General features: G+C 50.6%; 10 protein-coding genes, 3 tRNA genes, 2 rRNA genes and 1 pseudogene. 11 read left to right on the plus strand and 5 right to left on the minus strand.

Going from position 1 to position 13,692, the window contains the following annotated elements; all coding sequences use genetic code 11:
- Nucleotides 1-54 precede the first annotated feature (54 nt).
- The 5 genes from C2U41_RS01390 to dkgB all read left to right on the plus strand — a co-directional run bounded on the left by C2U41_RS01390 (nucleotide 55) and on the right by dkgB (nucleotide 4,563).
- Nucleotides 55-130: transfer RNA gene (locus C2U41_RS01390), tRNA-Glu, on the plus strand.
- Nucleotides 131-349: 219 nt separating this feature from the next.
- Nucleotides 350-3,256: ribosomal RNA gene (locus C2U41_RS01395) — 23S ribosomal RNA — on the plus strand.
- Between the two features lie 91 nt (nucleotides 3,257-3,347).
- A 5S ribosomal RNA gene (gene rrf / locus C2U41_RS01400) occupies nucleotides 3,348-3,463 on the plus strand.
- 55 nt (nucleotides 3,464-3,518) lie between these two features.
- Nucleotides 3,519-3,595: transfer RNA gene (locus C2U41_RS01405), tRNA-Asp, on the plus strand.
- A 164-nt stretch (nucleotides 3,596-3,759) separates the two neighbouring features.
- The gene (gene dkgB, locus C2U41_RS01410; RefSeq protein ID WP_103849138.1) at nucleotides 3,760-4,563 is read left to right on the plus strand and encodes a 2,5-didehydrogluconate reductase DkgB; all 804 of its coding nucleotides are present in this window, start codon (nucleotides 3,760-3,762) and stop codon (nucleotides 4,561-4,563) included.
- Between the two features lie 21 nt (nucleotides 4,564-4,584).
- Here dkgB and yafC read toward each other — a convergent pair whose 3' ends face one another.
- Nucleotides 4,585-5,499, minus strand: coding sequence for a DNA-binding transcriptional regulator YafC (gene yafC / locus C2U41_RS01415; RefSeq protein ID WP_103849137.1), 915 nt, complete (start codon nucleotides 5,497-5,499; stop codon nucleotides 4,585-4,587).
- 104 nt (nucleotides 5,500-5,603) lie between these two features.
- Between yafC and C2U41_RS01420 the strand changes: the two genes are divergently transcribed.
- The 3 genes from C2U41_RS01420 (at nucleotide 5,604) to C2U41_RS01430 (ending at nucleotide 8,557) form a co-directional block, all read left to right on the plus strand.
- Entirely contained in the window at nucleotides 5,604-6,779 is a 1,176-nt protein-coding gene (locus C2U41_RS01420) for an MFS transporter (protein ID WP_103849139.1), read from the plus strand.
- 131 nt (nucleotides 6,780-6,910) lie between these two features.
- On the plus strand, nucleotides 6,911-7,711 hold the full coding sequence (locus C2U41_RS01425) for an endonuclease/exonuclease/phosphatase family protein (RefSeq protein WP_003031427.1): 801 nt from the start codon (nucleotides 6,911-6,913) through the stop codon (nucleotides 7,709-7,711).
- A gap of 75 nt (nucleotides 7,712-7,786) precedes the next feature.
- The gene (locus tag C2U41_RS01430; protein WP_048216822.1) at nucleotides 7,787-8,557 is read left to right on the plus strand and encodes a class I SAM-dependent methyltransferase; all 771 of its coding nucleotides are present in this window, start codon (nucleotides 7,787-7,789) and stop codon (nucleotides 8,555-8,557) included.
- Nucleotides 8,558-8,606: 49 nt separating this feature from the next.
- Here C2U41_RS01430 and mltD read toward each other — a convergent pair whose 3' ends face one another.
- Nucleotides 8,607-9,965 (minus strand): murein transglycosylase D, encoded by a 1,359-nt coding sequence (gene mltD, locus C2U41_RS01435; RefSeq protein ID WP_003031421.1) that lies wholly within the window; start codon nucleotides 9,963-9,965, stop codon nucleotides 8,607-8,609.
- 71 nt (nucleotides 9,966-10,036) lie between these two features.
- Nucleotides 10,037-10,792 (minus strand): hydroxyacylglutathione hydrolase, encoded by a 756-nt coding sequence (gene gloB, locus C2U41_RS01440; RefSeq protein WP_103849136.1) that lies wholly within the window; start codon nucleotides 10,790-10,792, stop codon nucleotides 10,037-10,039.
- A 33-nt stretch (nucleotides 10,793-10,825) separates the two neighbouring features.
- On the opposite strand from gloB, the gene C2U41_RS01445 reads away from it, so the two are divergent.
- The gene (locus tag C2U41_RS01445) at nucleotides 10,826-11,548 is read left to right on the plus strand and encodes a class I SAM-dependent methyltransferase (protein WP_079935334.1); all 723 of its coding nucleotides are present in this window, start codon (nucleotides 10,826-10,828) and stop codon (nucleotides 11,546-11,548) included.
- Here C2U41_RS01445 and rnhA read toward each other — a convergent pair.
- A pseudogene (gene rnhA / locus C2U41_RS01450) lies at nucleotides 11,545-12,123 on the minus strand (ribonuclease HI). The gene C2U41_RS01445 and the pseudogene rnhA overlap by 4 nt on opposite strands.
- Between rnhA and dnaQ the strand changes: the two are divergent.
- Together dnaQ and C2U41_RS01460 are read left to right on the plus strand one after the other, a co-directional pair.
- Nucleotides 12,077-12,805, plus strand: a complete 729-nt coding sequence (gene dnaQ / locus C2U41_RS01455) for a DNA polymerase III subunit epsilon (RefSeq protein ID WP_003031410.1) — start codon at nucleotides 12,077-12,079, stop codon at nucleotides 12,803-12,805. The pseudogene rnhA and the gene dnaQ sit on opposite strands and share 47 nt — an antisense overlap.
- Before the next feature lie 134 nt (nucleotides 12,806-12,939).
- Nucleotides 12,940-13,016, plus strand: a tRNA-Asp gene (locus C2U41_RS01460).
- Nucleotides 13,017-13,173: 157 nt separating this feature from the next.
- Here C2U41_RS01460 and C2U41_RS01465 read toward each other — a convergent pair.
- Nucleotides 13,174-13,692 carry a hypothetical protein gene (locus tag C2U41_RS01465; protein ID WP_003838893.1) on the minus strand — a complete coding sequence of 173 codons (519 nt, stop codon included), beginning with the start codon at nucleotides 13,690-13,692 and terminating at the stop codon, nucleotides 13,174-13,176.

Consider the following 13,692-nt stretch of genomic DNA (forward strand, 5'->3'; position numbering starts at 1 on the left):
ACAGATTGTCTGATGAAAAGTAAATAGCAAGGCGTCTTGCGATTGAGACTTCACGTCCCCTTCGTCTAGAGGCCCAGGACACCGCCCTTTCACGGCGGTAACAGGGGTTCGAATCCCCTAGGGGACGCCACTTGCTGGTATGTGTGAGTGAAAGTCGCCGACCTTAATATCTCAAAACTTACCTTCGGGTGACGTTTGAGATATTTGCTCTTTAAAAATCTGGATCAAGCTGAAAATTGAAACGACACACTGTTTCATTTCTCCGTAATAAGAAATGAAAAGCGGTGTGTTCGAGTCTCTCAAATTTTCGCAACACGATGGTGTTTTACGAAACATCTTCGGGTTGTGAGGTTAAGCGACTAAGCGTACACGGTGGATGCCCTGGCAGTCAGAGGCGATGAAGGACGTGCTAATCTGCGATAAGCGTCGGTAAGGTGATATGAACCGTTATAACCGGCGATTTCCGAATGGGGAAACCCAGTGTGATTCGTCACACTATCATTACGTGAATACATAGCGTAATGAAGCGAACCGGGGGAACTGAAACATCTAAGTACCCCGAGGAAAAGAAATCAACCGAGATTCCCCCAGTAGCGGCGAGCGAACGGGGAGCAGCCCAGAGTCTGAATCAGCTTGTGTGTTAGTGGAACGGTCTGGAAAGTCCGACGGTACAGGGTGATAGTCCCGTACACCAAAATGCACAGGTTGTGAACTCGAAGAGTAGGGCGGGACACGTGGTATCCTGTCTGAATATGGGGGGACCATCCTCCAAGGCTAAATACTCCTGACTGACCGATAGTGAACCAGTACCGTGAGGGAAAGGCGAAAAGAACCCCGGCGAGGGGAGTGAAAAAGAACCTGAAACCGTGTACGTACAAGCAGTGGGAGCCTCTTTATGGGGTGACTGCGTACCTTTTGTATAATGGGTCAGCGACTTATATTCTGTAGCAAGGTTAACCGTATAGGGGAGCCGAAGGGAAACCGAGTCTTAACTGGGCGTTAAGTTGCAGGGTATAGACCCGAAACCCGGTGATCTAGCCATGGGCAGGTTGAAGGTTGGGTAACACTAACTGGAGGACCGAACCGACTAATGTTGAAAAATTAGCGGATGACTTGTGGCTGGGGGTGAAAGGCCAATCAAACCGGGAGATAGCTGGTTCTCCCCGAAAGCTATTTAGGTAGCGCCTCGTGAATTCATCTTCGGGGGTAGAGCACTGTTTCGGCTAGGGGGTCATCCCGACTTACCAACCCGATGCAAACTGCGAATACCGAAGAATGTTATCACGGGAGACACACGGCGGGTGCTAACGTCCGTCGTGAAGAGGGAAACAACCCAGACCGCCAGCTAAGGTCCCAAAGTCATGGTTAAGTGGGAAACGATGTGGGAAGGCACAGACAGCCAGGATGTTGGCTTAGAAGCAGCCATCATTTAAAGAAAGCGTAATAGCTCACTGGTCGAGTCGGCCTGCGCGGAAGATGTAACGGGGCTAAACCATGCACCGAAGCTGCGGCAGCGACACTATGTGTTGTTGGGTAGGGGAGCGTTCTGTAAGCCGTTGAAGGTGTATCGTGAGGTATGCTGGAGGTATCAGAAGTGCGAATGCTGACATAAGTAACGATAATGCGGGTGAAAAACCCGCACGCCGGAAGACCAAGGGTTCCTGTCCAACGTTAATCGGGGCAGGGTGAGTCGACCCCTAAGGCGAGGCCGAAAGGCGTAGTCGATGGGAAACAGGTTAATATTCCTGTACTTGGTGTTACTGCGAAGGGGGGACGGAGAAGGCTATGTTAGCCGGGCGACGGTTGTCCCGGTTTAAGCATGTAGGCGGAGGTTCCAGGTAAATCCGGTACCTTTTTAACGCTGAGGTGTGATGACGAGGCACTACGGTGCTGAAGTAACAAATGCCCTGCTTCCAGGAAAAGCCTCTAAGCATCAGGTAACACGAAATCGTACCCCAAACCGACACAGGTGGTCAGGTAGAGAATACCAAGGCGCTTGAGAGAACTCGGGTGAAGGAACTAGGCAAAATGGTGCCGTAACTTCGGGAGAAGGCACGCTGATATGTAGGTGAAGTGATTTACTCATGGAGCTGAAATCAGTCGAAGATACCAGCTGGCTGCAACTGTTTATTAAAAACACAGCACTGTGCAAACACGAAAGTGGACGTATACGGTGTGACGCCTGCCCGGTGCCGGAAGGTTAATTGATGGGGTTATCCGTAAGGAGAAGCTCTTGATCGAAGCCCCGGTAAACGGCGGCCGTAACTATAACGGTCCTAAGGTAGCGAAATTCCTTGTCGGGTAAGTTCCGACCTGCACGAATGGCGTAATGATGGCCAGGCTGTCTCCACCCGAGACTCAGTGAAATTGAACTCGCTGTGAAGATGCAGTGTACCCGCGGCAAGACGGAAAGACCCCGTGAACCTTTACTATAGCTTGACACTGAACACTGGTCCTTGATGTGTAGGATAGGTGGGAGGCTTTGAAGTGTGGACGCCAGTCTGCATGGAGCCATCCTTGAAATACCACCCTTTAATGGCTGGTGTTCTAACGTGGACCCGTAATCCGGGTTGCGGACAGTGTCTGGTGGGTAGTTTGACTGGGGCGGTCTCCTCCTAAAGAGTAACGGAGGAGCACGAAGGTTAGCTAATCCTGGTCGGACATCAGGAGGTTAGTGCAAAGGCATAAGCTAGCTTGACTGCGAGAGTGACGGCTCGAGCAGGTGCGAAAGCAGGTCTTAGTGATCCGGTGGTTCTGAATGGAAGGGCCATCGCTCAACGGATAAAAGGTACTCCGGGGATAACAGGCTGATACCGCCCAAGAGTTCATATCGACGGCGGTGTTTGGCACCTCGATGTCGGCTCATCACATCCTGGGGCTGAAGTAGGTCCCAAGGGTATGGCTGTTCGCCATTTAAAGTGGTACGCGAGCTGGGTTTAGAACGTCGTGAGACAGTTCGGTCCCTATCTGCCGTGGGCGCTGGAGAATTGAGGGGGGCTGCTCCTAGTACGAGAGGACCGGAGTGGACGCATCACTGGTGTTCGGGTTGTCATGCCAATGGCATTGCCCGGTAGCTAAATGCGGAAGAGATAAGTGCTGAAAGCATCTAAGCACGAAACTTGCCCCGAGATGAGTTCTCCCTGAGACTATAAGTCTCCTGAAGGAACGTTGAAGACGACGACGTTGATAGGTCGGGTGTGTAAGTGTAGCGATACATTGAGCTAACCGATACTAATGAACCGTGAGGCTTAACCTTACAACGCCGAAGATGTTTTGGCGAAGAGACGACATTCAGCTTGATTACAGATTATATCGACATGCAAAAGCGTGTTGATAAACAGAATTTGCCTGGCGGCTGTAGCGCGGTGGTCCCACCTGACCCCATGCCGAACTCAGAAGTGAAACGCCGTAGCGCCGATGGTAGTGTGGGGTCTCCCCATGCGAGAGTAGGGAACTGCCAGGCATCAAATTGCAGTAAACCGGGATGAAGAATCCGGGTAGTGACAAAGAAATTCGGTGGAGCGGTAGTTCAGTTGGTTAGAATACCTGCCTGTCACGCAGGGGGTCGCGGGTTCGAGTCCCGTCCGTTCCGCCACTTATTAAGAGCCCTGAGCATTAGCTCAGGGCTTTTTTTTTGCCTGCAATTTAATTATTGCTACATCCGCAAAAATCCTCTGCATTTATCACTCTTTTTCTATAAAGAGCTGGAAGTCATAATCCTCTTAGTTAATGAACATAGTGATTAAAAAGAGGAATTCTATGGCTATCCCTGCATTCGGTTTGGGTACTTTCCGCCTGAAAGACGACGTGGTTATCGCTTCTGTTAAAACGGCGCTTGAGCTGGGCTACCGTGCTGTCGACACTGCGCAAATCTATGATAATGAAGCGGCTGTTGGTCAGGCGATTGCCGAAAGTGGCGTACCGCGTAACGAACTGTACATCACCACCAAGATCTGGATTGAAAATCTCAGCAAAGAAAAACTGATCCCAAGTCTGAAAGAAAGCCTGAAGAAACTGCGTACAGATTATGTTGATTTGGTGCTGATCCACTGGCCATCTCCAGGAAATGCTGTATCTGTTGAGGAATTCATGCTGGCGCTGCTCGAAGCAAAACAGCAGGGACTGACTCGTGAAATTGGTATCTCAAACTTCACCATTGCGCTGATGGAAAAATCCATTGCCGCAGTAGGCGCAGACAATATTGCGACCAACCAGATTGAGCTTTCTCCGTATCTTCAGAGCCGTAAGGTGGTTGACTGGGCGAAAGCACACGGTATCCACATCACCTCTTACATGACGCTGGCTTACGGTAACGCGCTGAAAGATGAAGTGATTGCGCACATTGCCGCTAAACATAACGCGACCCCGGCGCAGGTTATTCTGGCATGGGCAATGGGGGAAGGTTACTCCGTAATTCCTTCTTCTACCAAACGTGAAAACCTGGCAAGCAACCTGCTGGCGCTGGAACTGCATCTGGATGCCGAAGATAAAAAAATGATCGCGGCAATGGACTGCAACGATCGTCTGGTCAGCCCGGAAGGCCTGGCCCCTGCCTGGGATTAATTGCCTGACCTTCTGTACCCTTTAACCCTCTTTCACAGCTCCTTCGGGAGCTGTTCTTATATATTCACTTAAAAAGTCTATAAATGCACGAATACGTGTACTGACCGCACGATCGCTGTAGTAAACGGCGCTGAAAGGCATTTTTACCGGCAGACGTTTATCGGCCAGCAGTTCCACTAGCTCTCCCTGCGCGATCTCTTTATCTATCATATAATCTGAAAGACAGGCGATGCCGTTGCCGTTCAGGCAAAGCTGTTTTAGCGTTTCCCCACTGTTGGAAGAAATTCCACACTCGACCTCATGCAGCTGTCCGTCGCTACAGGCAATCGGCCAGGTATTGAGCGAAACCGGTTCGGCAAACCCCAGACACAGATGCTGTTTTAACTCCTCGACGGTCTCTGGTCTACCAAAACGGGCAATGTACTCCGGTGAGGCAATAATCTTGCGATAGCTGGTAAATAACGGACGCGCACGTAGACTCGAGTCAGTCAGTGTACCCGCTCGTATAGCAACATCCACTTTTCGTTCAATAAGATTGATGAATGTTTCCGAGGAGACGAGAGACAACGTCATCTCGGGATACCGCTCCCGGAACGGTTTGATTAGCGGCATCAGGAAATGCAACATCACCGGTGTTGCTGCGTCGATGCGCAGCAGGCCGCGCGGAGTATTACGCGACTCCATGATTTCCGTTTCTGCTGCAGCCATCTCTTGCAGTATCTGCTGCACCCGCCTGAAGTAGCGCTCTCCTTCCTCAGTGAGACTTAGCTGTCGGGTCGTTCGATTAAGCAAACTGACGCCCAGTTTCATCTCCAGCTTTTTTACTGCCCGACTGACCGCGGAATTGGCTTGTCCAAGCTGTTCTGCCGCCCGGCTAAAGCTACCGCTTTCCACTACCGCTACAAAAATCGCAAGTTCTTCAGAGGTTGCTTTCATTTTTGCACCTGACGCAAAATTATATTGAGATTTTGAATATTTTTGTCATTAAAACATCCAGGCATACTGCGTGTCATCTGATTACTGATGTTACGGAGTTATTTATGCCTCTCGCTTTATTTGCACTAACAATTAGTGCCTTCGCTATAGGCACTACTGAGTTTGTGATTGTTGGTCTGGTGCCGGCCATCGCTCAACAACTGGCGATCTCGTTACCTTCCGCCGGGATGCTGGTTTCCATCTATGCGCTGGGTGTGGCGATTGGCGCACCGGTACTGACCGCTTTGACCGGACGCCTGCCACGTAAACAGTTACTGGTTGCGCTGATGGTTCTGTTTACGGCGGGGAATTTGCTGGCATGGCAGGCTCCCGGGTATATGACACTCATTGTCGCTCGTCTGCTGACTGGGCTGGCACACGGCGTATTCTTCTCGATTGGTTCTACCATCGCGACAAGTCTGGTGCCGAAAGAGAAAGCGGCCTCCGCCATCGCTATTATGTTTGGTGGCTTAACGGTGGCGCTGGTAACCGGCGTGCCGCTGGGAACGTTTATTGGTCAACACTTTGGCTGGCGCGAGACTTTCCTTGCGGTATCAATGTTAGGCGTGATTGCACTGATCAGTAGCCAGTTGTTGATCCCCGCCAACATTCCCGGTCGTGCAGCCGCCAGCATTCGCGACCAGGTGAAAGTGCTGACTCATCCCCGTCTGTTGTTGATTTATGCCGTTACGGCACTGGGCTTCGGCGGTGTATTCACGGCATTCACCTTCCTGGCACCGATGATGCAGGATCTGGCGGGATTCTCTCCGGCAGCAGTAAGCTGGATCTTACTGGGTTACGGTGTTTCAGTGGCTATCGGTAATATCTGGGGTGGTAAGCTGGCGGATAAGCATGGTGCCGTTCCTGCGCTGAAATTCATTTTCGCCGCGCTGTTTGTTCTGCTGATGGTTTTCCAACTGACGGCTTCTACGCAGTATGCCGCGCTGGCTACCATCCTGGTAATGGGGATCTTTGCCTTTGGTAACGTACCGGGGTTGCAGGTCTATGTGGTACAGAAAGCGGAACAATTTACGCCTAATGCTGTAGATGTGGCGTCAGGGTTGAACATTGCGGCGTTTAACATTGGCATTGCACTGGGTTCAGTGATTGGTGGACAAACGGTCGAGCATTATGGTCTGGCGCAGACGCCGTGGATTGGCGCACTTATTGTCCTGGTTGCTTTCCTGCTGATGGGACTCAGCGGTCGTCTTGATAAGCCCGCGCGCGTTGCTTTGGGGTAAATCATTGATGTAAGCGCCCACTTACAAAACAAACTGCAATTGTTCGTTGAAAGTGAGTGCTAAAATCCCTATAACAGAAGAACCAGTCCGGCTGCGGACTGGTTGACGTTACAGAGGTTTGAAAGTCTAAAGTGCGAAAAAACACCTATGCCATGCGTTATGTTGCCGGACAACCCGCCGAGCGGATTTTACCGCCGGGGTCGTTTGCGCATATTGGCCAGGCATTACCCGCAGGCGTTCCGTTAAGCAGTGAAGATCGCATACGCGTGCTGGTATGGAATATTTTTAAACAGCAGCGCGCAGAATGGCAGTCGGTGCTGAAGAATTTTGGCAAAGATGCGCATCTGGTGTTATTGCAGGAAGCACAAACCACGCCAGAACTGGTGCAGTTTGCGACCGCTAACTATCTTGCTGCCGATCAGGTTCCGGCCTTTGTGCTGCCTCAGCATCCCTCTGGTGTCATGACGCTCTCTGCTGCTCATCCTGTTTACTGCTGTCCATTGCGCGAGCGTGAGCCTATTTTACGGCTGGCGAAATCGGCGCTGGTGACGGTGTACCCGTTGCCTGACACTCGGCTGTTAATGGTGGTGAATATCCACGCGGTTAACTTTAGTCTTGGCGTTGATGTCTATAGTAAGCAGTTACTTCCCATTGGCGATCAGATTGCTCATCACAGCGGTCCGGTGATCATGGCCGGCGATTTTAATGCCTGGAGCCGTCGACGGATGAATGCGCTGTACCGCTTTGCGCGTGAAATGTCGCTGCGCCAGGTTCGCTTTACTGACGATCAGCGCCGCCGTGCCTTTGGTCGCCCTCTCGATTTTGTGTTCTATCGCGGTCTGAACGTGAGTGAAGCCTCTGTGCTGGTCACCCGTGCATCCGATCACAACCCGCTACTCGTTGAATTCAGTCCCGGCAAACCTGAACAATAACGGTGTGTCAGGTCTGCCATAGGGCAGGCCTGTGATGGTTGCCTTCATATTTCTCAACAACCGAAGGACAACACAATGACAACACGCTCTCACCATGACAACGTCGAAAAACAGTTTGGCTCTCAGGCTAATGCCTATTTAACCAGTACGGTGCACGCCTCTGGCCGTGACTTGCAACGTCTGGGGGAAAGGTTGTCGGCATTTCCACAGGCTCGCGTATTGGATATGGGATGCGGAGCAGGGCACGCCAGCTTTGTGGCCGCGCAACACGTAAAGCAGGTCGTGGCTTATGATTTATCGTCGCAGATGCTTGAAGTGGTTGCTAAGGCGGCAAAAGACCGAGGTCTGGATAATATCGCCACACGGCAGGGGTATGCTGAAAGCCTGCCATTTGAAGATAACGTATTTGATGTGGTGATTAGCCGCTATTCCGCGCATCACTGGCATGATGTCGGGCGCGCGCTGCGGGAAGTGAACCGCGTTCTGAAGCCCGGTGGTGTACTGATTGTGATGGATGTGATGTCGCCTGGCCACCCAGTACGTGATATCTGGTTGCAAACCGTGGAGGCGTTACGCGATACCTCACACGTACGCAACTATTCCAGCGGAGAGTGGTTGTTGTTAATCAATGACGCCAATCTGATTGCCGATACCTTGTTAACCGATCGTCTGGCGCTGGAATTCAGTTCGTGGGTGGCGCGGATGCGTACGCCTGCAGCGTTGAGCGACGCGATTCGTGCCTACCAACAAAGTGCTTCTGCACAAGTGAAAGACTACTTTGCGTTACAGGAAGATGGCTCGTTTACCAGCGACACGATAATGGTTGAGGCACATAAAGCGGGATAAATAAAAAAGGCACTGGGGGGAAACCAGTGCCTTCATTTCTACAATGCTATCAGGAGTCCGGCATGTCGTTGTTTTTCACAAACAACGTTAGCTGATCGCCTGGCTGTAGATTATTCGTATCGCTGTTCCAGCGCATCACATCCTTGATGTTAACCCCGTGGCGTTTGGCAATACTCGAGAGCGAGTCGCCTTTACGCACACGATAGGTGATGCTATCGCTGTTGTTCGCCAGTCGCTGTGCGCTGCTACCAGCGCCCACCGTCAGATTCTGGCCTACTTTCAGCGACGACCCGCGCAGATTATTCCACTGCTTAAGGTCATTGATGCTCACGCCAAGACGTGAAGCAACGCCAGAAAGCGTATCGCCAGAGCGAACTTTGTAGCTACGGCTGTTCAGCGGCGTGTTATCCGCGACCAGCGTTGACTGCACGGCTGCAATTTCGCCTGAAGCCAGAGACTCACGCAGCTTCTCAGCATGCTTCTTTGGCACCATCACATATTGCGGGCCGCTGGCACCCAACGTGGAACCTTTCACGCCTGCATTGAAGGTCTTCAGCTTGCTGACGGAAATACCTGCCATATCGGCAACCTGAGCCATCTCAACCGGGCTACTCAGGCGAACACGTGCCAACGCGCGGCTTTCGTCTGTTGTTGGCAGACGTACGCCATAGCGTTTGCTGTTTTTGAGTATATCGCTCAATGCCAGCATTTTGGGCACGTATAGCTTCGTTTCCTGAGGCAATGGCAACGACCAAAAGTCAGTGGGTTTACCACGAGCCTTGTTCGTTTTGATTGCCTTCATGACACGACCTTCACCGCTATTATAAGCAGCAACGGTCAGCAGCCAGTCGCCATCAAACATCTTGTTCAGACGCTGCATCATGTCCAGCGCGGCGGTGGTGGAAGCCACAACGTCGCGACGTGCATCATAACTGCGGGTCTGTTTTAAACCATAATTGCGCCCCGTGCTCGGAATGATCTGCCAAATACCTGCGGCATTGGCGCCAGACGTTGCGTGAGGATCAAAAGCGCTCTCCACTATGGGTAGTAGTACCAGTTCCATAGGCATGTTACGTTTCTTAACTTGCCCGGCTATCCAGTACATATACGGCTCTGCCCGTAAAGTTACATCGTGGAGATAGCTCTTATTGCGTAAATACTTCTGTTTCTGTTCGCGAATCCGGCTGTTTTCCGGAATTCCCATCTTTAGCTCGTCACCAATGAAAGCCCACAAATCTTGATCAGCAGCGATAGATGTTCCGTCGTCCATCCATCGCGCCTGACTTGTAAACTTTCCTGCTTCCCCTTGACCAGCTGCAGAAAGGCTCTGTGCGTGTTGTTGGACGTTACCAGTATTCTGGCACCCAACAAGCAGGACAGAGGCGAGTAATATCGCTTTTGCCTTCATGTGTGTGTCAATAGTTGCTTAAAAGACGACCGATCATAACGGCGAAGTTTTCAAAAGGCAACCCGGAATTGTCAGAACGTATCTTTCTTTGACCTTAACCAGGCAAAACGCTCCTCAGGTTGTTGCAATATTGTTTCTTTGTTAATTTCATTAATTAAATCAATATCTTCTGTTCTTAAAAAAAGATTATTTCGCCGCTCATTTTTCAGAATTACGGGTAGTGTCATTTGTTTTTTTACGCGTAACTCATTAACTTTACGATAATATTCATTTATGAACGAATCGTGCGGGAGAATGCTTAAGGCAAACTTCATGTTTGCTAATGTGTACTCATGTGCGCAACAAATTAATGTATCGTCAGGAAGGGCGTCGATTTTTTTAAGTGATTGATACATTTGGGTTGCGGTGCCTTCAAAAAGTCGACCGCAACCGCCAGAAAAGAGTGTGTCACCACAGAATAAGTAAGGATGGCTAAAGTAACAGATATGTCCTAAAGTGTGACCCGGAGTAGCAATTACCCTAAATTCATGCCCCAAAACGAGTGCAATATCGCCATCTTCGACTATGTGTGTCGTTCCCTTATCTTGCGTTTCAGCCGGTCCGTATACCACTATTTGTGGGAAATGCTGCAGAAGTTCTTTCACTCCGCCCACGTGATCCTGATGATGATGGGTTAGCAGAATGGCTTCAGGCACCCAGTTATGCTCTGCAATGGCTTTCAGAACAGGAGCCGCTTCACCCGGGTCCACAATCAGACAATGCTGGTCATTATTTGACAAGACCCAGATGTAATTGTCCTGAAATGCAGGAATACTGTTAAGATTCATATATTACCTCTAAATGCGTAACGGAAGGTTGTGATGAAACCGGCAAGGATCCCTCAAACTGTCGTAGCGCCCGTTAGCTGGGATGATCTGCCCTGGGGCGAACACTATCGTGAGGCGCTGGAGTATCAGCTTAACCCGTGGTTCGCAAAAATGTACGGTTTTCATCTGCTTAAGGTTGGTAATTTAAGCGCAGAAATCGATTCCGAAGCGTGCGCGGTTTCTCATCAGGTAAATGTTTCTTTGCAGGGTTCTCCCATGCAGGTGACGGCCGATCCTTTGCATCTTCCCTTTGCCGATAAGTCCGTGGATGTCTGTTTATTGGCCCATACGTTACCGTGGTGTTCCGATCCGCATCGCCTACTGCGTGAAGCCGATCGCGTGTTGATTGATGACGGTTGGTTGATTTTGAGCGGTTTTAACCCGGTAAGCCTGATGGGTTTGCGTAAACTGGTGCCCGTATTGCGTAAGACATCGCCCTATAACAGTCGGATGTTTACCCTCATGCGTCAATTGGACTGGCTATCATTACTGAATTTTGAAGTGCTGCACTATAGTCGTTTTCATGTTCTGCCCTGGAATAAGAAGGGCGGGAAAATGTTAAGCGCCCATATCCCCGCGCTGGGCTGTTTACAGCTGGTGGTTGCGCGCAAGCGAACCATTCCGCTTACACTCAACCCGATGAAACAAAATAAAAGCAAAACGCCTATCCGTCATGCCGTTGGCGCGACCCGGCAATACCGTAAACCGGACGCTTAAGCCTCAGTCTGATACCCAATATCATCCTGAGTCGGGCTCATGGCCGCGGCGCGCGCAAGCTCATCGCAGCGTTCGTTTTCCGGATGGCCCGCATGGCCTTTAACCCATTCCCATTTGATTTGATGAGGGCCCAAAGCGGCATCGAGACGCTTCCACAGATCGACGTTCTTCACTGGTTTTTTATCTGCTGTTTTCCAGCCACGCTTCTTCCAGTTGTGGATCCACTGCGTAATGCCCTGGCGCACATACTGGCTGTCCGTGCTGAGTATCACTTCACACTGTTCTTTCAGTGCTTCCAGCGCAACGATTGCTGCCATCAGCTCCATGCGATTATTAGTTGTAAGGTTGTAGCCTTCGCTAAAGGTTTTTTCGCGCCCGCGATAGCGTAAAATCGCCCCATAACCACCCGGTCCTGGATTTCCCAGGCAAGAACCATCGGTGAAAATTTCTACCTGTTTAAGCATCTCTGGTAGACTTCCTGTTTTAGCAAATCGAAATCAAACGATAAGTCTGACATAAATGACCGTTATGAGCACTGGAATTACACGACAGATCGTCCTCGATACCGAAACCACCGGTATGAACCAGATTGGCGCCCACTATGAAGGCCACAAGATCATTGAGATCGGTGCGGTTGAAGTGGTGAACCGCCGCCTGACCGGCAATAACTTCCATGTTTATCTGAAGCCGGATCGGCTGGTGGACCCGGAAGCGTTCGGCGTACACGGAATCGCAGACGAATTCCTGCTTGATAAACCCACGTTTGCTGATGTAGCCGACGAATTTCTCGACTACATTCGCGGCGCGGAGCTGGTCATCCATAACGCATCGTTCGATATCGGTTTTATGGATTACGAATTCGCGAAGCTCAAGCGGGATATTCCGAAGACGAACGAATTCTGCAAAATAACCGATAGCCTGGCGCTGGCGAGGAAAATGTTTCCTGGCAAGCGAAACAGCCTTGATGCGTTGTGCTCGCGCTATGAGATAGACAACAGTAAACGAACCCTGCACGGCGCATTGCTTGATGCCCAGATTCTGGCCGACGTTTATCTGATGATGACCGGCGGGCAGACCACGATGGCGTTTTCAATGGAAGGCGACAGCCAGCAGAGGAATGACACGGGGATCCAGCGTATTGTGCGCCAGTCCAGCAAACTACGTGTTGTTTTCGCCACTGATGAAGAGTTAGCGGCCCATGAGTCACGCCTTGACCTGGTGCAGAAGAAAGGCGGAAGTTGCCTCTGGCGGGCATAGTTTGTACATTTACCGTATGAAAATGGCCATTCGGGTGATTTTTGCAGCAAACGATTAAAAAACGTGAGAAAAAGCGTTGACGAGGTGCGAGGCAATCCGTAATATTCGCTTCGTTCCCAAGCGGAACACAACGCGGAGTGGTAGTTCAGTTGGTTAGAATACCTGCCTGTCACGCAGGGGGTCGCGGGTTCGAGTCCCGTCCATTCCGCCACTATTCAGAAAGCCTGAATCAGAAATGATTCAGGCTTTCATCGTTATTAACCCGCCAAAAATAATAATCTCATTCTCACGTTCTATCGACCGCGCCCGTGCTTTCGGGTGGGCAACACATCAGGTCATCCTTAACCCGACGCATATCCAGAAGGCGATTAACTTGCGAAGTGATTCATCACGCAGGCGAAGCGGGGTGAAAAGTTATCGCCAATAAGAACCGTTTCCTCATTCAGGTGCTTTAGCATATACAGCTTGTCGGCACGTTCGTAAGCGTCAAAGAAAAGATAATCTATAGCATCCGTTGCTTCATCATCCGGGGATTTTTCGCGTCCGTCGGGGGTGAGCATAAAAACGCCGGCGGTATGGCCGAGTGGTCGGGCATAGCGAAAGAACAGTTTTCGGTTAACAGCAAACTCGCCATCATCACTTTTGAGTTTCCCTTGTACTGACAATGAGAGGTGTCCAGAGTTGTAGCTGGTGATCAGCATTATTCCGTGGAGTTCCTTTTTGGTGTTTTGGATGTCGAGTATCGACGTGAATTCCGAGGAACAGGAAAAACTGATTTCTTGTTTTTTCGCATTCCCGGCGATAATAAAAAAAGCGATAGTCGCCAGCCCAAAAATGGCAATCACGACTGACCATAGTAAAGGAGAGTGATCGCTTTCCTGCTTCAT

This window comes from Citrobacter freundii complex sp. CFNIH4, from assembly GCF_002934505.1.
Taxonomy (GTDB): Bacteria; Pseudomonadota; Gammaproteobacteria; order Enterobacterales; family Enterobacteriaceae; genus Citrobacter; species Citrobacter freundii.

What these genes read in the sequence shown, in the direction of transcription:
- gloB (WP_103849136.1), bottom strand. Translation starts at nt 10,792, where the DNA reads ATGAATCTTAACAGTATTCCTGCATTTCAGGACAATTACATCTGGGTC.
- C2U41_RS01445 (WP_079935334.1), top strand. Translation starts at nt 10,826, where the DNA reads ATGAAACCGGCAAGGATCCCTCAAACTGTCGTAGCGCCCGTTAGCTGG.
- dkgB (WP_103849138.1), top strand. Translation starts at nt 3,760, where the DNA reads ATGGCTATCCCTGCATTCGGTTTGGGTACTTTCCGCCTGAAAGACGAC.
- dnaQ (WP_003031410.1), top strand. Translation starts at nt 12,077, where the DNA reads ATGAGCACTGGAATTACACGACAGATCGTCCTCGATACCGAAACCACC.
- C2U41_RS01420 (WP_103849139.1), top strand. Translation starts at nt 5,604, where the DNA reads ATGCCTCTCGCTTTATTTGCACTAACAATTAGTGCCTTCGCTATAGGC.
- C2U41_RS01430 (WP_048216822.1), top strand. Translation starts at nt 7,787, where the DNA reads ATGACAACACGCTCTCACCATGACAACGTCGAAAAACAGTTTGGCTCT.
- yafC (WP_103849137.1), bottom strand. Translation starts at nt 5,499, where the DNA reads ATGAAAGCAACCTCTGAAGAACTTGCGATTTTTGTAGCGGTAGTGGAA.
- C2U41_RS01465 (WP_003838893.1), bottom strand. Translation starts at nt 13,692, where the DNA reads ATGAAGCAGGAAAGCGATCACTCTCCTTTACTATGGTCAGTCGTGATT.
- mltD (WP_003031421.1), bottom strand. Translation starts at nt 9,965, where the DNA reads ATGAAGGCAAAAGCGATATTACTCGCCTCTGTCCTGCTTGTTGGGTGC.